Below are 23,964 nucleotides of genomic sequence, written 5' to 3'. Positions count from 1 at the left end.
GTACCAACGCCTTCTACATGTCTCATTTTTCCATTTGATATCAAATAGTTGTCTAAGATCACGACCCGATCACCAACTGTGTCGGAAGGCTGGGCGTTCACACCGTCCTGCACGCACCGTCAACAGAAACGAACCGTTCGGTTCGATTTTAGACTCTGCTAATAGTCACTTTTCGAAACCATTAACCCTTTTCCGGCCCGGCTGAGGGTCGAAAACGGTGCCCGCGCGCCTGGCGAGAAAAGGCGATTCCCCCGCTGCAACCGCGCCGGGACGATCCCGCGTATGTGTCGCGCCGCATGGATGCGATGTCGCTTTCGTGCCGATGTCGCAAACCCTGTCGTGATTAGATCGAGCGATCTCAGGTGCCGCTGCGTGACGACGGAGCGGAGAATTGGGAAGCCGGTCAGATTCCGGCGCTGCCCCCGCAACGGTGGTGGAGTTCAAGTCGCAACGGGAGACCACTGGGCGAAAGCTTGGGAAGGTGTCGCGATGGTCCGCCAGGACAACTCCAGAGCCCGGAAACCAGCCCGAGATCGCTAGAACTCGACTGATCGCGGTGGGCGGTCAAGGGGCGGATGGTGTTGTCCGGCTTTCGCCGGCTTGCGCCCAGTCCTTCCTCCATCACCACCAGTTCAGTCCTTGAAAATGAGGACAGGACATGGACGCGCGCAACGACATGCTGAGGCTTTTAAACGGCCGCAGACAGGGCCTTTCGCTGGAACAGCCCTTCTATACCGACCCGGACTACTTCAAGTTTGACATGGAACTGATCTGGTATCGCGACTGGCTGTTCATCGGCCATGATTGCGAGTTGCCCAAGCCGGGCAGCTTCATCACCGTGCAGATCGGCGATTATCCGGTCGTGCTGGTGCGCGATCAGCAGGGCAAGATCAACGCTTTCCACAATTCCTGCCGCCATCGCGGCAGCCGCGTCTGCAACACCGAGAAGGGCATGGCCGCCAAACTGGTGTGTCCCTATCACCAGTGGACCTACGAACTCGACGGCCGGCTGCTGTTCGCCCGCCAGATGGCCGATGGGTTCGACAAGAGCCAGTTCGGGCTCAAACCGGTCGCCTGCGAAAGCGTCGCCGGCTATGTCTTCATCTGCCTGGCCAAGGAGCCCGCCGACTTCGCGCCGATGCGGGCGATGATCGAGCCCTATCTCCTGCCGCACCGGCTGAGCGAGGCCAAGATCGCCTTCGAGAGCACGATCATCGAGAAGGGCAACTGGAAGCTGGTCTGGGAAAACAACCGCGAATGCTACCATTGCGCGGGCAATCATCCTGAGCTGTGCAAGACCTTCCCGGAAGCGCCGACCGTGACCGGCGTGCAAGGCGCCGACAGCGATCCGGAGATGCTGGCCCACTGGGCGAGGTGCGAAGCTGTTGGCCTGCCCAGCAAGTTTCGCATCGACCCGGCTGGACAATACCGCGCCACCCGCGCGCCGCTGCTGCGCGATGCCCAGAGCTACACGATGACCGGCAAGCGGGCGGTGAAGAAGAACCTGTCCGACAGCGTCTCGGCCGACCGGATCGGCACGCTGATGCACTATCACTACCCGACAACCTGGAACCATATCCTCGTGGATCATGCGGTGACGTTCCGCGTGCTGCCGGTCAGCGCCACGGAAACAGCGGTTACGACCAAATGGCTGGTCCACAAGGATGCCGTGGAAGGCGTCGACTACGATCTCGCCGAACTCACCCATGTCTGGACCGAGACCAACGACCAGGACCGCCGCATCGTCGAGGAAAACGCCTTCGGCATCCTGTCGCCGGCCTACGAGCCCGGTCCCTATTCGGAGCTGCACGAGGGCGGCGTCATCCAGTTCGTTGACTGGTACGCGCGCTTTATCGGCCCACGGCTTTCCGAAGACGGCCGGCCTGCTCTGCGCAGTGTCGCCTAGCGCATGTCGGCCAAAACTGTGCAGCGGCTTTGGGATCACGACACGCCCAAAATGAAAGGTATGCAGGGATGAACGCCATGACTGATCTTGGCCTCTATCGCCACCTCGACCAGATGGCGCCGTGGAACGACAGGCTGCAGGTGCTGGAAGTAACCGGCGTCAGCGACGAGGCGCCCGACGTCAAGACCTTCACCTTCCGCTCCGACAACCAGACCTGGTTCCGCTACAAGCCGGGCCAGTTCGTGACGCTGGAATTGCCGACACCGGACGGCCCGCTGATGCGCACCTACACGCTGTCATCATCGCCGTCACGGCCATTCTCGATCGCGGTGACGGTGAAGGCGCAGGCGGGCAGCGTCGGCACACGCTGGATGTTCGATCACCTGACGCCCGGCTCGCACGTCAAGGCCTATGGACCGGGCGGCGACTTTTCGCTGCACAGCCACCCGGCGGCGAAATACCTGTTCATCTCGGCCGGTTCGGGCGTGACGCCGATGATGTCGATGCTGCGCTGGCTGAACGACTGCGCGCCGTGGACCGATGTCGGCTTCGTCAATTGCGCACGGCGTCCGGAAGAGATCATCTTTCGCAAGGAACTCGAACTGCTCGGCGGCCATATGCCGGGGCTGTCGCTCGGCTTCATGATCGAGGAGCGGTCGAGCCGCGAGGGCTGGTACGGCCATATGGGCCGCATCGACGCCATCCGACTGCCGCTCCTGGCGCCCGATTTCCGCGAACGCGAAATCTTCTGCTGCGGCCCCGACCCTTTCATGCGCGCCGTGCGCGGCATGCTGGAGGCCGCCGGTTTCGACATGGCAAAATACCATCAGGAGAGCTTTGCCGCGCCGGCGGCGGAGGAAATCCCGGCGCCGTTTGCCTCGCCGGCTGAAGACGGCGCGGCGATTTGCGTCCAAGCCGCGACGCCGATCCGCTTCGCGCTTTCGGATGTCGACGCCGATTGTGTCGCCGGCCAGACCGTGCTGCAGACGGCGCGCGCCTCGGGTGTGCGAATACCGGCCGCCTGCGAATTCGGCCTGTGCGGAACTTGCAAAGTGAAGAAAGTCTCCGGCAGCGTCGAGATGAGCCACAATGGCGGCATCCTCGATCATGAGATCGATGATGGCTTCATCCTGGCCTGTTGTTCCAAGCCATTGTCGCCGCTTGAAATCGAGGCTTGATCCGCCCGGCTTTCGACTGAACCCGGAAATGGTCCCCGTTGCCGGCAAAGGTTACCTTGCCAAGGAAGACCTGAAAGTTTACAGGCGTTGTTGGTGGAAGCGGTCCTGCTGGCGGGCAGGAAATGCAGGACGGGGCAACAATGACGCATGACTCCCACGCCTATGCGGTAGCGAGCCGGGATATCGTTTTCGAATCTTTCGATGGCGAGGCCGTGGTGCTCAATCTTGCCAATGGCAAATATTTCGGCTTTTCCGATTCCGGCAGCAAGGTATGGCAGGCGCTTTCATCCGGCGCGGACGCCCAGGCTCTGGTCGGGCTGAGCGCCGGCGGCTCGACAATAGGCCAGGCCGAACTCGAACGCTTCATATCGCAATTGCTCGAATTGGGTTTGCTGGTGCGCTTGGACGCGGCGGCGCAGCCTTTGCCGGGCGATTTGCCTGCCGAGCTTGCCGCCACGAACGAGCCGCTCAATGTGAGCATTCACGACGACCTCGCCGACCTGATCGTCGTTGATCCCATCCACGAGGTCGAGGAACCTCTCGGCTGGCCGGCGGTCAAGCAGGCTTCCTGACGGGGCGGCCGCAGCGTGATGGAAGGCGATTGATGCCGCGCGTCACGCTCGAAACCTTGCCGGATTACGCCAGGTATCTCATCGCCGCCGCTGAAGGCGCGGCCGCGTGCTATCCGACCATGCGAAAGGTTCGCCTGCCCTGGCTTGAACTGACCGTGCATCTCGGTCACGGCGTGCTTGCCGATGCATTGGGCCATGCTTTTGTCGAGCCCGGGCATGACCAGCCGGCACCGTCCACGGGTCGCATCTTCATCGCGCATCCCGGCATTGACGGCATCCCGGAGCCGGCGCACTGGGGCGATGCCCATTTCACCGAGCACGGTTTTGCCAAACGGCTCGCCGAAGCCGGTTTGCGCGGGCACCATTTCCACGACCTGGATTTCTGGCAGGTCTACGATCCGCACCGCCGCGTCGGCGTGCAGCTGATGGCCTCGGCCGATGCCTTTCCGCCCTGGGAGCCGGGAGCACCGCTGCGCGCCTTCCTGCACTGGGAATATGCCGCGCGCGGCATGCGGCTGACGCATGCCGGCACGCTTGGCATCGACGGCAACGGTATTCTGCTTGCCGGCTCGGGCGGGGCCGGGAAATCGGGGACCGTCGCCGCCGGCCTGCTTAACGGGCTCGACAGTGTCGGCGACGACTATGTGCTGATCGATCTCACCGACGGCGTGACCGCGCGCCCCCTTTTTTCGACGTTGAAGCAGGACACGGAAGGTTTCGCCCGGCTGGGCCTGCGGCAGCGGCTAACGGCGCAAGGCCCGCTGAACTGGCAAGGCAAGCACACGTTCCATATTCATGATATCGCGCCTCGGCCGGTGCCCGCCATGCTGGACATCGTCGCGCTGGTGGTGCCACATATCAGCGGAGGCGGAGCAAGTTCGATTATGCCGGTGTCGCGCAGGGATGCCATGATTGCCTTGGCGCCGTCCGGCATCGCCCAGATGCCGGGCGAGCGCGAAAGCGGCTTTCGCTTCTTCAGCGAATTGACGCGCCACCTGCCGTGCTTCCGTTTGTCCCTCGGCATCGACCCGGCAGAGATCGCCCGCACGATCGAGGATTTCCTGACACGAGGCGCCCGGTGAAGCTCAGCGTGATCATGCCTGTGTACAATCGCGAGCGCTATGTCGTCTCGGCGCTGCGCTCGCTCGTGCGGCAGCAAGATGCCGCCGATCTCGACATCATCGTGATCGACGACGGCTCGACCGACGGGTCGCCGGAGGCCGTGCGTTCGATGATGGCCGAGAACCCCTGCATTCGTCTTTTCCGGCAAGAGAACATGGGCGTGACCCGGGCTCGCAACGCTGGTCTCAGACTGCTCACGCCGGAAACGGAGCTCGTGTCGTTCCTCGATTCGGATGATGTCTCGCCTGCGGGACGATTCAAGGCCGATATCGCATGCTTTGACGCCGACCCCGCTCTGGAGCTTACCTATTCCCTGATGATGATGGTCGAACACATCGACGATGATCTGCTGGAACCCTGCCCCGGCAGCCATTTCATGACCGTGCGGGGAATTCATCTGTCGTCAGGCATTTTCTCGCGTAAGCTCATCGAACGGATCGGCGGCTTCGACGAGGCCTTCGGCCAGGCCGAAGACACCGACTACCTGCTGCGCACCTTTGAAAGCGGCCCCAGATTCGTCCTGCCGGATACCGTATCGCTTTACTACCGACGTCATCCCGGCAACATGACAAAGCAGGTCGACACATCCCTTCGGGAATTCTTGCGGGCCATCCACAAATCGATGAAACGGCGCAAGGCCGACCCTTCACTGCGCGGGATCGAAGGCATCTTCGATGTCAAAGAACTCGCCAACTGGCGCTTCATGTAGCATGCGGAGCTATGGCGTCGTCATACCGGCCTTCAACGCCAGCGGCACCATCGCCGAGACGCTGCGATCGGTCGCGGCGCAGACAGTGCGGCCTGAGCTGGTGGTGATCGTCGACGATGGATCCAGCGACGATCTCGCGGCGGCGATCGGCGGAACGGACCTGCCGCTGCAATTGCTGCGCCAGGCAAATGCCGGACCTGGGAGCGCCACGACAAGGGGCATCGCCGCCTTGTCGACGCCGCTCATTGCAACGCTCGATGCCGACGATCTGTGGCTGCCGAGCAAGGCCGAAACACAGCTCGCGCATCTCGAAAGGCATCCCGCAACGTCGGGCGTTTTTTGCCATTTGCGAAACTTCCGCAATGACCGGCCCGATGCACCCGAGGACGCGATCGTACCCGGTTGGTCGCGGACCACGATGCTGATCCGGCGCGAGGCCGCCGAGACCGTCGGACCAATCGTCGATCCGCCGGGCGGCCGCGGCGAAATGATCGACTGGATCGCGCGGGCACGCGAGACGGGCCTTGCCCTCGACATGGTGGAAGAGGTGCTGGCGCTGCGCCGCATCAGGCCCGGCAGCCTGTCCTATGGCCGCGATGCGGCGCGCGACCGCGGCTATCTCGAAGTGGCGCGGCTCGCCATGCTGCGACGGGCCCGGAACAAGGCCGGCGCGGGCTGATGGCGGGCATTCGCCGCATCAGCCGACGTTTCCCGGACTATGGCTGGTCCTGGCCGACGGGCGGGCTCGACCAACTGCTCAAGGCTGCCCTTCTTGTCGATGAGGACGCGGCCGCCGGTTGCGCCATGCAGTGGCTAAGCGCGAACGACATCGACCTTGTCTCCTTCAGGGAACACCGGCTGCTGGCCGCGATCTGCGATCGGTTCGGCCGGAAATTGGCCGGCCAATCCGCCTATCCGCGCCTTGTCGGCCTGCAAAAGATGCTGTGGACCAAGTCGCGCATGGCGATGCGCGAGGCCGAACCGGCGCTGCAGGCGATGACGGATTCCGGCTGCCTGGTGATGCTGATCAAGGGTGCCAGCCGCATTGCCTTGAACGCCTCGGCGCAGCGTGGCCGGGTGGCGCACGACATCGACATATTGGTGCGGCCGCAGGACATGCCGGCGGCATTCGGCGTGCTGCGCGACGGCGACTGGCAGATCGCCACCGGGGTGAGTCCCCAATATCTGAGGACAAGGCTGGCGTCGCTGCGCTCGATGAATTTTTTCAAGGGCAGTTATGGCGATATCGATCTGCACCAGCTTGCCTATGACGGCTCGCAGCAAAGCGACGAGGATGACCAGGCGATCTGGCAGCGCGCGGCGACGGCCGAATTCAGCGGTGTCGGCGTGCTGGTGCCGTCGCCCGCGGATCGCATCGCGCTCGCCATCGCGCATGGCGGGCTCGATGCCCATACCCACAGCGATTGGCTGGTCGATTGCGCGGTGGCCATTCGCACCGGCGGCGTCGACTGGGACGTGTTCCTCGATGTCGTCGCCAGGCGTGGCCTTGCCGTTGCCGCGGCGGTGGCGCTTTCCTACCTTGCGCTCGCTGTTGGCGTGACGGTGCCTGACAAGGTGCTGGCGCGCGTGCTGGACATGGCCGACCGCACCGGCCTTGCACGCTGGTCGGCGGTGCTGCAGGCCAAGCCGCGAACCGACTTCGGCAGGCTGACCTGGCTGTCGCGCGGCTTTGCCAAGCAGTTGCGGCTGAGACGCAAGAGCGGTCGGCTGCGGCAGGAGCCGCCCGCCAGGGCATGGCGCGGCAGAGCATGGCGCGGCAGGCAGGCACCTCGCGAGCCGCTGGAAGGACAGTCGCCCCTGGCCTTCTCGCAGACCATACCGTGCCCTGCGACGGCAGGGGAGATGATGCTGGACATCACGATCAGGATCAGCGTCCCGCCGGTCCGGCGCCGCATCGAAATGGAGATCAATGTGGGCGACGACCACGTCGCGCGTCTGCGTGCGATGGCCATCAGCCGGTCTGGTGGAGAGCGGGTGCTGTGCTTTCGCGGCAAGGTTACGTTCGATGGCCGACAGCATGCCCTGACGCTGGAAGCGCGACCGTCCCGGCAGTTCCGCCAATGGGACGATCAGGCGACGGTCGCCACCTACGGCGCTTTGCCTTTCCATCTGGTCTCGGCGATTTTTTCACCGCTGCGCTGAACTGAACTATCGCTGGTCGCCCAAAGGTCGGCGGCGCCGTGCGGGGCGCGAACCCTCGCCTATACGGCGCCCTCGTCGGGCTTCGTCACCCGCCGCAACGTCAGATTGATCCTGCCGCCGTTCTTGAGCAGCGCCGAGGTCGAAGGATAGATGCGGTCGACGCCATGGAAGGCAAGACGGCCCTCGCCGCCAAGCACGACGACATCGCCGCTTTTGAGCCTGAACGATTTGGTGGCGCCATCGCGGGTTGTCTGGCCGACCCTGAACAGGCAATCGTCACCCAGCGAGACGGAGACGACGGGTGCCGAGAAATCGGCCTCGTCGCGATCCTGATGCAGGCCCATCTTCGCTTCCGGCGTGTAGAAATTGATCAGGCAGGCCTGCGGTGGATTGGGATAGCCCGACACCTGACGCCACAGGTCTAGCAGACTGTCGGGGATAGGCGGCCACGGCTCTCCGGTCAGCGGATGCGTCGGCTGGTAGCGATAGCCGCGTTCCTTGTCGGTGACCCAGCCGAGAGGACCGCAATTGGTCATGCGCACGCTCATCTCCTTGCCGGTCCGAGGCATGGCCGGCACGAACAGCGGCGCCTGCTGGACAATGCTTCTCACCTCCTCGACCAGCGTCTCCTGGACGGCGCGGGACAGATGGGCCGGCATGTGACGGATGCCTTTGGGCAGAACGAGCATGGGTTGGCTCATGTGAATGGTTCGGAGCCTCAGCATGCCACCGCCAGACGAAAACGGCGACCCGAAAGCGGTCGTGGTTTTTACGAGGGATGGCCGCAGCGAATTCGTCTTGGCCAAATGGCGGTTGACGAACAAAGATGACTAACATAGTCAAGATTTAGAACCGGACCGGTTGACACAAGAATTTTCAGCTTCCGCGTCCAGCGAAGCCGCAGGCAGCCAACGAGAGCGAGGGATATGGAAGTGACATTTCTTCAAGGCTTCAACGCGATCGAACGGGGCTGCATCTGGTCGCGGCGAGGACTGCTTGCCACGACATGCCTGGCGACGCTGGCTGGTGCCTACCAAGCCTCCGCCCAGCAGGCAGGCACCCAGGCATCGGGCGGCGCCACCGTGCTCGAGCCCATTACGGTCAGCGGCGAGGCCGGCGGCGACACGTCCCGTGAGGACGACAGGACGGTGGCTGCCAAGCGCAGCTCCGGTGCGACCAAGACGGACACGCCCCTCATCGAAACGCCCCGCTCCGTCTCGGTGGTGACACGCAAGGAACTCGAGGAGCGCGGCGCGCAGGACATTATCGAGGCGGTGCGCTATTCCTCAGGCGTCAGCACCGGCGCTTACGGATTCGACCCGCGATTCGACCAGATCTATATCAGGGGCTACGACGCAACCACGCTCGGCGACTACAAGGACGGCCTGCGCCAGCCCTATATCAACTACGGCACGTTCCGCACCGACCCCTATTCGCTCGAACGCGTCGAGGTGATCAAGGGACCGGTATCGGTGCTTTACGGCGCGGGAACGCCGGCAGGCATCGTCAACAAGGTGCCCAAGCTGCCGACCGAGGACAGGATCAGGGAAGTCGAACTGCTTTATGGCACGAAGGACAGGGCGCAGGCCGCCTTCGATTTCGGCGGCCCGGTCACCAAGGGCAGTGACGATTTCCTCTACAGGATCGTCGGCCTGGCGCGAAACGGCGACACCAATTTCGACATCGCCGACGACCGCTATTTGCTGCAGCCGTCGTTCACCTGGAATCCGGACGCCGCGACGTCCTTCACCATCTATGGGCTGGTGCAGGCGGACGAGACCGATTCCAATGTCGGCGTGATCACCGATCCGTCGGGAAAGGTCCACACCCTGCGCGAGAGCGACCCCGACTATGACCATCAGAAGATCCGGCAGCAGCAGGTCGGCTACAAGTTCGAGCACGATTTCGACGGCGGCATCACGGTGCGCCAGAATGTACGATACTCCCATCTCGACCTGAGGTCGCGCTATCTCGCGGTTTCCGGTTGGACAGGTACGGTCGCGCATCGTTATGCGACCTCAATTCGCGACGAAATGAACGTTTTCCAGGCCGACAACCAGGTCGAGGCCAGGTTCGACACCGGGGCGCTCGCCCACACGCTGCTTCTCGGCCTCGACTACACGAACCTGACCTCGTCCTTCGGCTATGGGTTCGATCCGCCCGATCCGGCCTACGATTTCGACATTGCCAACCCGACCTACGGTTTCTCCGGCCCGACCCCGGACACCACGTTCTCTGCGTCCGACGCGGATCTGAGCCAGACCGGCGTCTATGCGCTGGATCAGGTCGAACTGGACAAATGGCGTTTCACGCTCGGTGGCCGCCAGACCTGGGTCGAGCAGACGCGCGACTATTTTGGGGGCGGTTCCGAAACGGTGGACAAGAACGCCTTCAGCATGCAGGCCGGCGCCCTCTATCTGTTCGATAGCGGCGTCGCGCCCTTCGCCAGCTACGCGACGTCATTCGAACCGATCTCGAACCGCTCGGCCGATGGCGGCGGCATTCTTCAGCCTACGAAGGGCGAACAGTTCGAACTGGGGGTCAAGTACCAGCCACCGGGAACGGATATCCTGCTGTCCGCGGTCGCCTACCATCTGGTCGAGAAGAACAAGCCGGTAGTCGTCGATCCCAATGCGGGCACCTATCGTTCACTGGGCGAGGTCACCAGCAATGGTTTTGAACTGGAAGCCCGCGCGGCCGTCATGGACGGGCTCGACGTGATCGCGGCCTATAACTACAACCATGCCGAGATCACGGGCGCCGGCCCTGACTCGACGGAGTTGGACAAGGTCCCCGCCGTCACCCCCGAACATGTCGCGAGCCTCTGGGCGAACTACAAATTCGACGAGGGCAGTGCGGCACCCGGCCTTTCGGTGGGAGCCGGCGTGCGGCTGCAGAGCGCGACCTATACCGACACGTCAAACACCGCCAAGAACGATGCCGCCGTCTATCTCGATGCCTCGGCGTCCTACGATTTCGGCGCCATCGACAAGAGGTATGAAGGTGTCTCGGCCGCTTTCGCCGTCCGCAACATTGCCGATGACCGCGCGACGGTGTGCAATTCCGGTTATTGCTACATCGGCCAGGGCCGCAACATCACGGCTTCGCTGAAGCGCCGCTGGTAAGGCAACGCCGCGCGCCTTTCGGACGCGCGGCGCACTGATTTCAGCGTTTTGATACAACCATGCCCGGCGATTAGCCAAGTTCTGGAATACGCAGAACCTGGCCCGGATAGATCTTGTCGGGATGGGTCAGCATCGGCTTGTTCGCCTCGAAGATGACCGTGTTCTTGGCGCCCTGGCCCTTGCCATAGCTCTTTTCGGCGATCTTCCAGAGATTGTCGCCCTTCTGGACCGTATAGAAAGTCGGCTCCTTGGCTGCGGCCGCCGTGCCGGAAGCCGGCGCGACCTGCAACTCGTCAGCCTGCACCTTGGAGACGCCCAGCGTGTTGCCGACGGCGATGACCGCCTTTTCGAAGATCGACTGGTCCTTGACGACGCCCTTCAGCACCGCCGTATCGCCCTGGACAACGACCTGCACGCCATCGGTACCGAGCTTGTGTGAATCGAGCTCTTTCTTGAGCGTGTCGGCGGTGGGTGCGGCTTCCTCGTCGCCGCCGATGCCGAGCTTCTTGCCGACGTTCTTGACGAAATCGAACATACCCATCTCTAGGTCTCCCTTGCTGTGGCAATAAGGGAAACCTCGCATCCGCAACGCAAAATTGAAAGTGGTTTTGCGGGCACGATTTGCGTGTTGCTTAATCGCTCTCCACGCGACCGCGCAGCTTCTTGATCGTACCGCGCCCGGCCTTGCTCTTCAGCCGACGCTCGACCGCGCCTTTCGACGGCCGTGTCTTCTTGCGCGGCGGCGGCGGCGGTTCTGCGGCCTTGGCCACCAGTGCCGCCAGCCTGGTCCGTGCGTCGGCGCGGTTTTGCTCCTGTGTGCGAAAGCGTCCGGCCTCGATGACGATGACACCATCCTTGGTGGCGCGCTGGCCGGCAAGTTTTATGGTCCGCTCGCGTACGCGGTCCGATAGGCCCTCGGCGTTCCGCGCGTCGAAGCGAAGCTGCACCGCCGTCGCCACCTTGTTGACGTTCTGGCCGCCGGGACCGGACGAGCGGATGAAATCCTCGTGCAGGTCGCCCGGGTGAATCACGGCTTCGCCCGATATGATGATGTCGTCGTCGATCGGCATGCCGCAGTCATGGCGCGGCGGACCGAAAAAGAAAAGGCCCGATCGAAAGCGCAGCCCCTAACTGACATATACGATCCTGATCACGACGCCCAGGCGAGTTCGCCAAGATGGCGACGAAGCCATTTCGTCTCTTCCGATGCCGTGCGCCCGAAATGCCGTTTGAAGTCGCGGCTGAATTGGGACGGGCTCGCGTAGCCTACCAAAGCCGCGACCTCTGCGATCGTCCTGTTCTGGCGTGCTATCATCAATCGTGCTTCGTGGAGCCGTATCGCCTTCACGTACTGCATTGGACTGTTGCCGGTCAGGCTCTTGAAATGAACATGGTAGGAAGGAACGCTCATGCCCACGTCTTTTGCCAGATCGCCGATCGAAATTTCAGAACCGTAGTTCTCTCGCAACCAGGCCAGGCTCTGGATAATCCTTCCGGACGTACCTTTCTGCTGCAGCGCCGCGAGCATTGCACCGCCCTGCGGGCCGACCAGCACCCGGTAATGCAGTTCGCGCAGAATGCCGTCACCAAGGACGAGAGCTTCAACGGGGCTGCGAAGTGCTACAAGGAGGCGCAGCAGGACATCCTCTATTTCGGGGGCCATCCTGCTTGACACGAGACCTCGCGACTTGCCGCTCGCCGGTTCGGCATGCATCTGCGCTTGCATGGCGAGCTCGGCTGCCATCTGCATATCGAACTCAACATAGACCGCAAGCAATGGTCGCTCCGAACTGGCCATCGATTTCATGCGGAATGGAACGGGCACCGAAACCGCCAGATAGTGTTCCTCGTCGTAGAGGTAGATTTCCCTTTCGAGGATACCTTGCTTGCTTCCCTGTAATACGAACACCGCGCCTGGCTTATAGAGGACCGGGATGTCGTGAAGCACGGCTTCCGTCCGGAGTATGCGGACGCGGCTGAACGCGGTCGGATTGTAGCCGCGACGAGGGGCGAGAGCTCCGGCCAACTCGACCAGCTTGGATCGTCCGTGTTTGGGAGGAATAGGATTTGGCAACAAATTCAGAGAATCCGCGATCGAAACCCTCGGTTCCTCATAATATTTGTCAACTCATCACCAATCAAGGAAAGCTTGCGGATCATGTCACAGAAGACCTTCTTTATCACCGGCGCGAATTCCGGCTTCGGCTTGGCCATAGCTTCCGCGGCTATCCAGATCGGCCATAAGGTGATTGGCGCCGTTCGCTCGGAGACATCACGCGCAGCGCTCGCCGACGTTCTTACCGCAGTTCGACCGGTACTGTGCGACGTAACGGAATTCGACGCCATACCCGACGTCGTCAGGCAGGCGGAGAACGAACATGGACCGGTTGACGTGCTGATCAACAATGCCGGCTATGGGCATGAGGGAGTGCTTGAAGAGTCGCCGATCGAAGAGATGCGGCGTCAGTTCGACGTGAATGTCTTCGGCGCTGTCGCCGTCGCTAAGGCTTTTCTTCCCCGGTTCCGGGAGCGACGTCGTGGATTCATCGTCAATGTCACGTCGATGGGCGGCATGATTACCATGCCCGGCATTGCTTACTATTGCGGCAGCAAGTTTGCGCTCCAGGGCATATCGGAGGTGATGCGTTCGGAAATGGCCCCGTTCGGTGTCCGCGTGACCGCGGTCTGCCCCGGCTCGTTCCGGACGGATTGGGCTGGACGATCAATGGTCCGCACAGAGAGATCAATCACTGACTACGACGCGCTTTTTGATCCGATACGTGAGGCGCGACAGGTAAAGAGCGGCAAGCAGCTCGGTGATCCCGATAAACTGGCAGCCGCCGTTTTAGGCTTGGTCGACGCCAGTGATCCGCCGCCGCAGCTTCTGCTTGGCAGCGATGCTCTCAAGCTCGTGTCGGACAGAATCGAACGTCTCCGGCAGGAAATCGAGGTGTGGAAGTCTGTCACTGTCTCGACCGACGGCTGACGGCACCGACGTCCTGCCTGCGCCTATTCCGCCGCTTCCTGCATGTGCGGCGCCGCGCCGAGGACGGAGGCGTCGACATGGCTTTCGAACTTCTCGAAATTGACGGCGAACATGCCGACCAGCCTTGCCGCTTGCCGGTCATAGGCCGATTTGTCGGCCCAGGTCGATCGCGGATCGAGGATGGCGCTGTCGACACCAGGCGCCGCCAGCGGCACCTCGAAGCCGAAATTGGCGTCGGTGCGGAAAGCGCCTGCCTTCAGCGAGCCGTCGAGGGCAGCGCCGAGCAAGGCGCGCGTCGCCTTGATCGGCATGCGCTTGCCGGTGCCATGGGCACCGCCGGTCCAGCCGGTGTTGACCAGCCAGCAATCGGCGCCGTGGCGAGCGATGAGCTCGCGCAGAAGATTGCCGTATTCCGACGGATGGCGCGGCATGAACGGCGCGCCGAAACAGGTCGAGAAAGTCGCTTCCGGCTCGGTCACGCCCCTTTCCGTTCCGGCCACCTTGGCCGTGTAGCCGGAAAGGAAATGATACATCGCCTGCGCCGGCGTCAGCCGGGCGATCGGCGGCATCACGCCGAAAGCGTCGGCGGTCAGCATGATGATGTTCTTCGGGTGACTGGCGCGCCCGGTTTTCGAGGCGTTGGGGATGAAGTCGAGCGGATAGGCGCAGCGTGTGTTTTCGGTGAGCCGCCCGTCATTGAAATCCGGCATTCCATCGGCGTCGAGTACGACGTTTTCCAGCACGGTGCCGAAGCGCTGCGTGGTGGCGAAGATCTCCGGCTCGGCTTCCGCCGACAGCTTGATCGTCTTGGCGTAGCAGCCGCCTTCGAAATTGAAGATGCCGTGCGGACCCCAGCCGTGCTCGTCATCGCCGATCAAGGTGCGCGACGGATCGGCCGACAGCGTGGTCTTCCCGGTTCCCGACAGGCCGAAGAAGATGGCGGCATCGCCGGCCGGTCCCTCATTGGCCGAGCAATGCATCGGCATCACGCCTTTCTCCGGCAGGAGGTAGTTGAGCATGGTGAACACCGACTTCTTCATCTCGCCGGCGTAGGAGGTGCCCCCGATCAGCACGATCTTGCGCGTCAGGTCGACGGCGATCACCGTCTCGGTGCGGCTGCCGTGGCGGCCGGGATCGGCGCGGAAGGACGGCAGGTCGATGATCGTCATCCCGGGCACGAAGTGTTCGAGTTCGGCCGCCTCGGGACGGATGAGCAGGTTACGGATGAACAACGAGTGCCAGGCAAGTTCGGTGATCACCCTGGTGGGCAGCTTGAGCTCCGCGTCGGCACCGCCGACCAGATCCTGCACATAAAGGTCCTTGTCCCCGGCATGGGTCTGGAAATCGGCGAGCAAGGCGTCGAACTGTGCCGGCGAGATCGCCTTGTTGTTGTCCCACCAGACTTGCGGCTCGGTGGCGGCGTCGCGGACGATGAACTTGTCCTTGGGCGAGCGACCGGTGTGCTGGCCGGTCTCGGCGAGCAGCGCGCCATGCGCGGTCAGCCGGGCTTCACCGCGCCGGATCGCTTCCTCGTAGAGCGCGGCCGCACCGAAATTGTAACGCACCGTGCCAGAGGTTTTCAGACCGACACGATCGATCGCGCAGGCAGGATTGCGTTTGCCGACTTCCGACATTGGTGACCCTTTTCAAGATTTGCCGCATCTTTGCCGGCGCATTTCCGGCACACCCACTAAGCAGGCTAGGATGGTCAGAACCAGAAAAGCCAAATGATATCAAATCATTAATCGATTTAAATATTTTGAAAGTTGTTTAAATCGTTTATATATGCGAAAAGTTTCACGGTTGCCCAAAGGATTGGCGAGGTTCGTTCGTCCAATCCATGTCGAGGTCGGATTGTGGCCGGCGGCACCCCGCGCGTGACAGCGGTTAAGGCCTATGCCACATTTTGTACCTAATTTGTCCTGCAAAAGCCCCTTCTCTACGACAGAAGGGACAGCTCATGAGGGAGCCGCTTGAAATGGCAACAATCGCGCTTGTCGATGACGACCGCAACATTCTGACGTCGGTATCGATCGCCCTCGAATCCGAGGGATATCGTGTCGAGACCTACACGGATGGTGCGTCCGCGCTGGAAGGCCTGGCGGCCAGGCCCCCTAATCTCGCCATCCTCGACATCAAGATGCCGCGCATGGACGGCATGGAGCTGCTGCGCCGGATGCGCCAGAAATCCGACCTGCCGGTGATCTTCCTGACCTCCAAGGACGACGAGATCGATGAATTGTTCGGTCTCAAGATGGGCGCCGACGACTTTATCCGGAAACCGTTCTCGCAACGCCTGCTGGTGGAGCGGGTACGCGCCGTGCTGCGCCGTGCCAGCGCCCGCGAGGCCGCGGCAAAAGCGCCGAGTCAGCAGGCCCGCTCGCTCGAACGTGGCCAGCTCGTCATGGACCAGGAACGCCATACCTGCACCTGGAAGGGTGAGCCGGTGACGCTTACCGTCACGGAGTTCCTGATCCTGCACTCGCTGGCGCAGCGTCCCGGCGTGGTAAAAAGCCGTGATGCGCTGATGGATTCGGCCTATGATGAGCAGGTCTATGTCGATGACCGTACGATCGACAGCCACATCAAGCGGCTGCGCAAGAAGTTCAAGGCTGTCGACGACGACTTCGAGATGATCGAAACCCTTTACGGAGTCGGATATCGGTTCCGCGAAGCGTAATTTGATGTATGTCGAGCAAAAGCGGTCCCCAGTGTGGAGCTGCGACATACATCAAACCTGGGACTAGCGGGAGCTGCTGTTCGATGGCAGTGGAAGCACAGCGAACAAGACCGGCGGGCGCCGCCAGGCGGCCGTCGCGCATCATGCCTTCCTTCGTGTCGAAAATCACGGTGCCGATGCGCCGCTTCCTCGGCCACCATATCTTTTCCAGCCTGACGCGGCGTATTCTTTTCCTCAATCTCGCCGGGCTGGCGGTGCTCGTCACCGGCATCCTCTATCTCAACACCTTCCGCGACGGGCTGATCGACGCGCGCGTCGAAAGCCTGATGACGCAGGGCGAAATCATCGCCGGCGCGATTGCGGCGTCGGCGACGGTCGAGACGGATTCGATCAGCATCGACCCGGAAAAACTGCTTGAGCTGCAGGCCGGCGAAAGCCTGGGCCCTGGCTCGGACCAACTCGACAATCTGGATTTTCCGATCAATCCCGAGCGCGTGGCGCCGGTCCTGCGGCGGCTGATCTCGCCGACCCGCACCCGAGCCCGCATCTATGACCGCGACGCCAATTTGCTGCTCGATTCGCGCCATCTCTATTCGCGCGGTCAGATCCTGCGCTACGACCTGCCGCCGGTCGAGGAGGAGGAGCCCGACCTTGTCGAGCGCGTCCAGAAATTCATCTTCGACTTCTTCCGCAACACCGACCTGCCGGTCTATCACGAACAGCCCGGCGGCAACGGCGCCGCCTTCCCGGAAGTGGTCAAGGCATTGACGGGCAGTCCGTCGACCATCGTGCGCGTCTCGGAACAGGGCGAGCAGATCGTCTCGGTGGCGGTGCCGATCCAGCGTTTTCGCGCCGTGCTCGGCGTGCTGATGCTGTCGACCGAAGGCGGTGATATCGACAAGATCGTCGCCGCCGAACGCAAGGCGATCCTGCGCGTCTTCGGCATCGCGGCGCTCGTCACAGCCATCCTGTCGATGCTTCTGGCGTCCACCATCGCCAACCCGCTGCGCCGGCTGTCGGCGGCGGCCGTACGGGTGCGTCGCGGCGTCAAGAGTCGCGAGGAAATCCCCGACTTTTCCGACCGCCAGGACGAGATCGGCAATCTGTCGATTGCCGTGCGCGACATGACCAACGCGCTCTATGCGCGCATCGAGGCGATCGAAAGCTTCGCGGCCGATGTCTCGCACGAGTTGAAGAACCCGCTGACGTCGTTGCGCAGTGCCGTCGAAACATTGCCGCTGGCGAAGAATGACACCTCCCGTGCGCGCCTGATGGAGATCATCCAGCATGACGTGAAACGGCTGGACCGCCTCATCACCGACATTTCCGACGCCTCGCGCCTCGATGCGGAATTGGCGCGCGAAGATGCCGGCACCGTCGACCTGAAGAAATTCGTCACCGACCTCGTCGCTGTTTCGCGTGAAACCACGCGCAACAAGAAGGCGGTCGAGATCGAGCTCAAAGTCGCCAAGCTGCCGCAGGGCGCCAAGGGCTATGTCGTCGTCGGTCACGATCTGCGCATCGGTCAGGTCATCACCAATCTGATCGAGAACGCCCGTTCCTTCGTCCCCGAGGACCATGGCCACATCAGCCTGTCGCTGGCGCGCGCCGGCAAGTTCAACATCCTAACCGTCGACGACAACGGTCCCGGCATCCGCGCCGACGCCATCGACCGCATCTTCGAACGTTTTTACACCGACCGGCCCGCCGGCGAGGCGTTCGGCCAGAATTCCGGCCTTGGCCTGTCCATCTCCAGGCAGATCGTCGAGGCCCATGGGGGTACGTTGACCGCCGAAAACATACCAGGCACCAAGCCCGGCGAGATCAAGGGCGCACGCTTCGTCGTGACGCTCCCGGCCGAGGGATGACCGCCAATCGCCAGGGATCGCGACGTGCGGCCTGACAACATACACGCCACGGCGCTGCTGATCGGCGAGAGCGGCATTCTCATCAGCGGCTCATCCGGGTCGGGCAAGACAACGCTGGCGCTGACGCTGATCAGCCATTGCCTGCAACGCGGATTGTTCTCGCGGCTGGTCGGCGACGATCAGCTCTTCGTCGAAGCCCATGCCGGGCGGCTGGTGTGCCGGGCGCCCGCCACCATCGGGGGCCTTGCCGAGGTGCCGGGACATGGGCCACGGGCCCTGCCGTTCGAACCGGCCTGCGTCGTCGATCTGCATGTGCGCCTGTTGCCGGCCGGCGAAATCGCACGCTTCCAGGAGGATGCAAGCGACGATATCGCCGGCTGCGCGATGGCGCGCATCGATCTGGCCGAGCGCAATGTCGCGGCCGCCTTGCTCGCCGTGATGGCGCGGCTGTCGATCCCGCCTTTTCTATGATCCGCGCTGGGTTTTTTGCTGCAATGCGTCAAAATGGCGTGGGCCGGCGCAATTTTGGGCTTGTCAACGGGCCGCGCGTCGACAAGATAGCGCTCCCGCCGCCTGGATTGGCTGGCGAGCATAAAATGCGCCTGTGAAGCGGCGATGACGGGAGCCACCAAAGAATGATCGGACTCGTGCTTGTAACGCACGGTCAACTGGCCACCGAGTTCAGACATGCCGTCGAACATGTCGTCGGGCCACAAGACAATTTCGAAACCGTGGCGATCGGTGCCGACGACGATATGGAGCAGCGTCGCCGCGACATCGTCGACGCCGTCTCCCGTGTCGATACGGGGGCGGGTGTGATCGTGTTGACCGACATGTTCGGCGGCACGCCGTCCAACCTTGCCATCTCGGTAATGGAGTCCGGCCGCACCGAGGTGATCGCCGGCATGAACCTGCCGATGCTGATCAAGCTGTCGTCGATCCGCAAGGGCGACAACATGGCGGCCGCGCTCGATGAAGCGCAAGCCGCGGGCCGCAAATACATCAACGTCGCCAGCCAGCTTTTGAGCAGCAAATGAGTACGCTGTCGCCTGACAAGGACCAGATCGTCAGGGAGTTTCCGATCGTCAACCAGCGCGGCCTGCATGCGCGCGCCTCGGCGAAATTCGTCCAGCTTGCCAGCGGTTTCAACGCTTCGGTCCATGTCGAGAAGGACGGCGTCAAGGTCGGCGGCACCTCGATCATGGGCCTGATGATGCTGGCGGCCAGCCCTGGATACTCGATCCGCGTCACCGCCAGCGGCCCGGAGGCGCTAGAGGTCATGGACGCGCTGGAGCAGCTCGTCGCCTCCCGTTTCGGCGAGGAGTGCTGACCCGGAAGTCAGCCATCCGAGACATGCACGAATAAAGATTTCTTTATATCCCATTGTCGTGCGAAGCCCGATCTGCTAGTCAGGCCGGCAATTCGCGCCCTTCGACGCGCCGACCGGCGCGGGCGCATCCGCAACCAATTCGCAAGCCAAACGATCAATTCACAGCAAGACAATTCGCATCGGAGCACTGCCATGACGGGTAGCAAGGACTATGTGGTCGCCGACATCTCTCTTGCCGGCTGGGGCCGCAAGGAACTCGATATCGCCGAAACCGAAATGCCGGGCCTGATGGCCTGCCGCGAGGAATTCGGGGCCAAGAAGCCGCTCAAGGGCGCGCGCATCACCGGCTCGCTGCACATGACGATCCAGACGGCGGTGCTGATCGAGACGCTTAAGGTGCTCGGCGCCGACATCCGCTGGGCTTCCTGCAACATCTTCTCGACCCAGGACCACGCCGCCGCGGCCATCGCCGAGACCGGCATTCCGGTCTTCGCCGTCAAGGGCGAGAGCCTCGAACAGTACTGGGATTACACCGACAGGATCTTCCAGTGGGCCGATGGCGGCCTCTCCAACATGATCCTCGATGATGGCGGCGACGCCACCATGTACATCTTGATCGGCGCCCGTGCCGAAGCCGGCGAGGACGTGCTGTCCAATCCGCAGAGCGAGGAAGAGGAATATTTCTACGCCCAGGTGAAGAAGCGGCTGAAGGCTTCGCCGGGCTTCTTCACCAAGCAGAAGGAAGCGATCCGCGGCGTCACCGAAGAGACGACGACCGGCGTCAACCGGCTCTACCAGTTGCAGAAGAAGGGCCTGCTGCCCTTCCCGGCCATCAACGTCAACGATTCGGTCACCAAGTCGAAATTCGACAACAAATACGGCTGCAAGGAATCGCTGGTCGACGGTATCCGCCGCGGCACCGACACGATGATGGCCGGCAAGGTCGCGGTCGTCTGCGGTTATGGCGACGTCGGCAAGGGCTCGTCGGCCTCGCTCAAGGGCGCGGGCGCCCGCGTCAAGGTCACCGAGGTCGATCCGATCTGCGCGCTGCAGGCGGCGATGGACGGCTTTGAAGTGGTCACGCTGGAAGATGCGGCACCGACCGCCGACATCGTCATCACCACCACCGGCAACAAGGATGTGGTTACCCTCGACCACATGCGCTCGATGAAGGACATGGTGATCGTCGGCAACATCGGCCATTTCGACAACGAGATCCAGGTTGCGTCGCTGCGCAATCTGAAGTGGACCAACGTCAAGCCGCAGGTCGACATGATCACCTTCCCGGACGGCAAGCGCATGATCCTCTTGTCGGAAGGCCGCCTGCTCAATCTCGGCAACGCCACCGGCCACCCGAGCTTCGTCATGTCGGCCTCCTTCACCAACCAGGTGCTGGCGCAGATCGAGTTGTTCACCAAGGGCGAGCAGTACCAGAACCAGGTCTATGTGCTGCCCAAGCATCTCGACGAGAAGGTCGCACGCCTGCATCTCGACAAGCTCGGCGCCCGCCTGACCGAGCTGTCGGGCGAGCAGGCCGCCTATATCGGCGTCACGCCGCAGGGGCCGTTCAAGCCGGAACACTACCGCTATTAACCAAAGCCGAATTTGCTACAAGATATTGATGCCGGGCGATTGACTTTTCGCCCGGCATTTTTTTGCGCCGAATGATTCTTCACGCCGATTCCAGCAGGCGCTATTGTTGTGATTCGCGGGTCCAGGGGCGAGGACCGGCGCACGCGTCAGGGCGGTCTTGCATTCAGGCGGCGAAGAGGACCAAGACATGCCGGGGGAAAACCCGCTTCACGCGGGACAGGCCGTTTCCGGCGGCCATCAGGATTCGGGGACCACTGGCTCGCGGCGCCCTTCGTGGCGTGGCCGCGCGGGGCTGTTGCTTGCCGGCTCCACACTTGCCGGTCCGCTGCTTGGCGGGGTTGCATGCGCCCAGGGCGCCGAAGTGGCGGTCGGCCTTTCGGTCAGCACGATCGAGGTCATGCAGCTAGCCGTCTTTGCCGGAGTGATGGGAGCGGCATTCCTTTCGGCCATCGTTCTCATTCGCGAACGCGCGCGCACCTCGGCGGAAAATGTCGAGCTGAGAAGCCGCGTCGCCGATATCAGCGCAGCGTTGCGACGTTCGGAAGCGCTGCTCAATCTGCGCGACCAGCGTGTGGTCGTCTGGGCCTCGGAAAACAAGAAACCCGAGCTCATCGGCACATTGCCGACCGAAAGCGGAGCGCCGGAGGAACGGGCCGCATTCCTCGCCTTTGGGCGCTGGCTGATGCCGCGCTCGGCGGCGGCACTCGAACATGCCGTGACGGGTTTGCGGGAAAAAGGCAGACCGTTCGACCTGGTGGTGGAATCGCAGGCCGGCGCTCCGCTGGAAGTGCATGGCCGAAAGAGCGCGGCCCATGTGCTGGTGCGGTTTGTCTCGCTGTCCGAGACACAGCGCAGCCAGGCCCGGCTCAAGATCGAAAACCAGCGGCTGGCCGCCGACCATGACACGATGATCGGCCTGCTCGAGGCGCTGAAGATGCCGGCATGGCTGCGTGACGAGCATGGCCGGCTGAAATGGGTCAACCGGGCCTATGCCGACGCGGTCGAAGCCGAGAACGCTGAAGCCGCCGTGCGTGACGCCCAGGAGTTCCTCGGCGGCCAGGCGCGCGAGGCCATCGCCGCCCAGCACAAATCGCATCCGGTGTTCGAGCAATCGCTTTCGACGGTGATCGAAGGCGACCGCCGCGTGTTTGCCGTGACCGACTTTGCCGGCGCCGACGGTTCGGCCGGCCTTGCCTGCGACACCAGCGCCATCGAGGCCATCCGCGGCGAATATGAGCGGACCGTGCGCAGCCATGCCGATACGCTCGACCAGCTCAACACGGCAGTCGCCATCTTCGACACGAACGAGAAGCTGCGCTTCTTCAACCAGGCTTTCCAGAAACTGTGGGGGCTCGACAGCGGCTTCCTGCACAGCGCGCCCGACAACGCCCTTTTGCTCGACCGGCTGCGCAGCGAGGGCAAGATCGCCGAACAGCCGGAATGGCGCCGCTGGAAGGAAGGCCTGCTCGGCGCTTATCGTGCGGTCGAATCGCAGGAACACTGGTGGCACCTGCCGGACGGCAAGACCATCCGCGTCGTCGCCAACCCGCAACCCAAGGGCGGCGTCACCTGGGTGTTCGAGAACCTGACCGAGAAGATGGATCTCGAAAGCCGCTACCGCACCGCGGTCCGGGTCCAGGGCGAAACGCTCGACAATCTGGCCGAAGGCGTGGCGGTGTTCGGTCCCGATGGCCGGCTGCGGCTGTCGAACCCGGCCTTTGCCACGCTGTGGGGGTTGGGCACGGAAGTCGCCAAGCCCAATGTGCACGTATCGACCATACGCGAGCTCTCAGATCGGCAGGCGGTCGAGAGCCCCTGGCCCGGCTTTGTCGCCGCCATCACCGGCTTCGACGACGAGCGCCGCGAGCGCCACGGCCAGACCGAGCTCAACAATGGCACCGTGCTGCGCTACGCCGTGATTCCGCTGCCCAACGGGCAGGTGATGATGACCTTCGTCGACGTCACGGACAGCGTTCATGTCGAACGTGCGCTCAAGGACAGGAACGAGGCGCTGGAGAAATCGGACCAGCTCAAGAACGACTTCGTCCAGCATGTGTCCTACGAACTGCGTTCGCCGCTGACCAACATCATCGGCTTCACCGAGCTGCTGTCGCTGCCGGCGACCGGCCCGCTGACGCAGAAGCAGCGCGAGTATGTCGAACATGTCGGCTCGTCCTCCTCGGTGCTGCTGACCATCGTCAACGACATACTCGACCTGGCGACCGTCGATGCCGGCATCATGCAGCTCGACATTTCCGAGGTGCATGTCGACCGCACCATCGCGGCTGCCGCCGAGCTTGTCGCCGACCGGCTGGAGGAGCATTCGATCCGGCTCGCGGTCGATGCCGCCGCGGCGCCGAAGACGTTCCATGGCGACGAAACGCGCATCCGCCAGATCCTCTATAACCTGCTCAGCAACGCCGCCAACTACGCGCCGGAGGCCAGCACCATCCGGCTGGCCTGCCGCCAGCTGGCGGACGGGGTCGAGTTCTCGGTTCACGACGACGGACCCGGGATGCCGCCCGATGTGCTCGATTCGGTGTTCCGCCGCTTCGAACCGCGCGCCAATGGCGGGCGCCGGCGCGGCGCTGGCCTCGGCCTGTCGATCGTCAAGAGCTTTGTCGAACTGCATGGCGGCGCCGTTCGCATCGAAACCGGCAAGGACAAGGGCACGACCGTCATCTGCACCTTTCCCGACATGCCGGGCATCCGCGCAGCGGCCGAGTAGCGCG

The 23,964-nt window shown here is 62.9% G+C and carries 21 protein-coding genes and 1 riboswitch; of the genes, 16 read left to right on the top strand and 5 right to left on the bottom strand.

The window, feature by feature from the left end; genetic code table 11:
- The first annotated feature begins 343 nt into the window (after window positions 1-343).
- A riboswitch (cobalamin riboswitch) is annotated at window positions 344-546 on the top strand.
- A 112-nt stretch (window positions 547-658) separates the two neighbouring features.
- From LB557_RS15355 to LB557_RS15325, 7 genes are all read left to right on the top strand, one after another.
- Entirely contained in the window at window positions 659-1,906 is a 1,248-nt protein-coding gene (locus LB557_RS15355; RefSeq protein ID WP_224525443.1) for an aromatic ring-hydroxylating oxygenase subunit alpha, read from the top strand.
- Between the two features lie 77 nt (window positions 1,907-1,983).
- Window positions 1,984-3,084 (top strand): hybrid-cluster NAD(P)-dependent oxidoreductase, encoded by a 1,101-nt coding sequence (locus LB557_RS15350; protein ID WP_083883131.1) that lies wholly within the window; start codon window positions 1,984-1,986, stop codon window positions 3,082-3,084.
- A gap of 140 nt (window positions 3,085-3,224) precedes the next feature.
- Window positions 3,225-3,656: a PqqD family peptide modification chaperone gene (locus LB557_RS15345; RefSeq protein WP_140615104.1), complete on the top strand. Its 432-nt coding sequence runs from the start codon at window positions 3,225-3,227 to the stop codon at window positions 3,654-3,656.
- A 32-nt stretch (window positions 3,657-3,688) separates the two neighbouring features.
- Window positions 3,689-4,738: a serine kinase gene (locus LB557_RS15340; protein WP_140711626.1), complete on the top strand. Its 1,050-nt coding sequence runs from the start codon at window positions 3,689-3,691 to the stop codon at window positions 4,736-4,738.
- Window positions 4,735-5,487: a glycosyltransferase family 2 protein gene (locus LB557_RS15335; RefSeq protein ID WP_015314347.1), complete on the top strand. Its 753-nt coding sequence runs from the start codon at window positions 4,735-4,737 to the stop codon at window positions 5,485-5,487. Before LB557_RS15340 ends, LB557_RS15335 begins: the two co-directional genes overlap by 4 nt.
- A gap of 1 nt (window position 5,488) precedes the next feature.
- Window positions 5,489-6,166 carry a glycosyltransferase family 2 protein gene (locus tag LB557_RS15330; protein WP_015314348.1) on the top strand — a complete coding sequence of 226 codons (678 nt, stop codon included), beginning with the start codon at window positions 5,489-5,491 and terminating at the stop codon, window positions 6,164-6,166.
- The gene (locus LB557_RS15325) at window positions 6,166-7,650 is read left to right on the top strand and encodes a nucleotidyltransferase family protein (protein WP_140711628.1); all 1,485 of its coding nucleotides are present in this window, start codon (window positions 6,166-6,168) and stop codon (window positions 7,648-7,650) included. The genes LB557_RS15330 and LB557_RS15325 overlap by 1 nt, the downstream gene beginning before the upstream one ends.
- A 59-nt stretch (window positions 7,651-7,709) precedes the next feature.
- Here LB557_RS15325 and LB557_RS15320 read toward each other — a convergent pair whose 3' ends face one another.
- Window positions 7,710-8,339, bottom strand: a complete 630-nt coding sequence (locus tag LB557_RS15320) for an alpha-ketoglutarate-dependent dioxygenase AlkB family protein (protein ID WP_015314350.1) — start codon at window positions 8,337-8,339, stop codon at window positions 7,710-7,712.
- A gap of 237 nt (window positions 8,340-8,576) precedes the next feature.
- On the opposite strand from LB557_RS15320, the gene LB557_RS15315 reads away from it, so the two are divergent.
- Window positions 8,577-10,775, top strand: coding sequence for a TonB-dependent siderophore receptor (locus tag LB557_RS15315; protein WP_224643261.1), 2,199 nt, complete (start codon window positions 8,577-8,579; stop codon window positions 10,773-10,775).
- A 70-nt stretch (window positions 10,776-10,845) separates the two neighbouring features.
- On the opposite strand, the gene lysM is transcribed toward LB557_RS15315, so the two are convergent.
- The 3 genes from lysM to LB557_RS15300 all read right to left on the bottom strand — a co-directional run bounded on the left by lysM (window position 10,846) and on the right by LB557_RS15300 (window position 12,852).
- Complete coding sequence (gene lysM, locus LB557_RS15310; protein WP_015314352.1) at window positions 10,846-11,316, bottom strand: peptidoglycan-binding protein LysM; 471 nt, start codon at window positions 11,314-11,316, stop codon at window positions 10,846-10,848.
- Window positions 11,317-11,407: 91 nt separating this feature from the next.
- Window positions 11,408-11,845, bottom strand: a complete 438-nt coding sequence (gene arfB, locus LB557_RS15305; protein ID WP_140615117.1) for an alternative ribosome rescue aminoacyl-tRNA hydrolase ArfB — start codon at window positions 11,843-11,845, stop codon at window positions 11,408-11,410.
- Window positions 11,846-11,925: 80 nt separating this feature from the next.
- The gene (locus LB557_RS15300) at window positions 11,926-12,852 is read right to left on the bottom strand and encodes an AraC family transcriptional regulator (RefSeq protein WP_224643262.1); all 927 of its coding nucleotides are present in this window, start codon (window positions 12,850-12,852) and stop codon (window positions 11,926-11,928) included.
- A gap of 81 nt (window positions 12,853-12,933) precedes the next feature.
- Between LB557_RS15300 and LB557_RS15295 the strand changes: the two genes are divergently transcribed.
- A complete protein-coding gene (locus LB557_RS15295; RefSeq protein WP_015314355.1) occupies window positions 12,934-13,761 on the top strand; it encodes an oxidoreductase in 828 nt (275 codons plus the stop codon).
- A 23-nt stretch (window positions 13,762-13,784) separates the two neighbouring features.
- Here the strand turns inward: LB557_RS15295 and LB557_RS15290 are convergent, their stop codons facing one another.
- Window positions 13,785-15,395 carry a phosphoenolpyruvate carboxykinase gene (locus tag LB557_RS15290; protein WP_224643263.1) on the bottom strand — a complete coding sequence of 537 codons (1,611 nt, stop codon included), beginning with the start codon at window positions 15,393-15,395 and terminating at the stop codon, window positions 13,785-13,787.
- A gap of 344 nt (window positions 15,396-15,739) precedes the next feature.
- On the opposite strand from LB557_RS15290, the gene LB557_RS15285 reads away from it, so the two are divergent.
- The 7 genes from LB557_RS15285 (at window position 15,740) to LB557_RS15255 (ending at window position 23,960) form a co-directional block, all read left to right on the top strand.
- On the top strand, window positions 15,740-16,441 hold the full coding sequence (locus LB557_RS15285; protein WP_010912942.1) for a response regulator transcription factor: 702 nt from the start codon (window positions 15,740-15,742) through the stop codon (window positions 16,439-16,441).
- An 83-nt stretch (window positions 16,442-16,524) separates the two neighbouring features.
- The gene (locus tag LB557_RS15280) at window positions 16,525-18,309 is read left to right on the top strand and encodes a sensor histidine kinase (RefSeq protein ID WP_015314357.1); all 1,785 of its coding nucleotides are present in this window, start codon (window positions 16,525-16,527) and stop codon (window positions 18,307-18,309) included.
- 24 nt (window positions 18,310-18,333) lie between these two features.
- Window positions 18,334-18,780 (top strand): HPr kinase/phosphorylase, encoded by a 447-nt coding sequence (locus LB557_RS15275; RefSeq protein WP_224643264.1) that lies wholly within the window; start codon window positions 18,334-18,336, stop codon window positions 18,778-18,780.
- 164 nt (window positions 18,781-18,944) lie between these two features.
- On the top strand, window positions 18,945-19,346 hold the full coding sequence (locus LB557_RS15270; protein WP_140615127.1) for a PTS sugar transporter subunit IIA: 402 nt from the start codon (window positions 18,945-18,947) through the stop codon (window positions 19,344-19,346).
- Window positions 19,343-19,639: an HPr family phosphocarrier protein gene (locus tag LB557_RS15265; protein ID WP_015314359.1), complete on the top strand. Its 297-nt coding sequence runs from the start codon at window positions 19,343-19,345 to the stop codon at window positions 19,637-19,639. Before LB557_RS15270 ends, LB557_RS15265 begins: the two co-directional genes overlap by 4 nt.
- Window positions 19,640-19,831: 192 nt before the next feature.
- On the top strand, window positions 19,832-21,232 hold the full coding sequence (gene ahcY, locus LB557_RS15260; RefSeq protein WP_140719127.1) for an adenosylhomocysteinase: 1,401 nt from the start codon (window positions 19,832-19,834) through the stop codon (window positions 21,230-21,232).
- Window positions 21,233-21,419: 187 nt separating this feature from the next.
- Entirely contained in the window at window positions 21,420-23,960 is a 2,541-nt protein-coding gene (locus LB557_RS15255) for a sensor histidine kinase (RefSeq protein ID WP_224643265.1), read from the top strand.
- The last annotated feature ends 4 nt before the right edge of the window (window positions 23,961-23,964 follow it).

Origin of the sequence: Mesorhizobium sp. BR115XR7A, assembly GCF_020165315.1 — a bacterium.
GTDB lineage: Bacteria > Pseudomonadota > Alphaproteobacteria > Rhizobiales > Rhizobiaceae > Mesorhizobium > Mesorhizobium australicum.
This window is presented reverse-complemented; position numbering and strand designations above follow the sequence as displayed.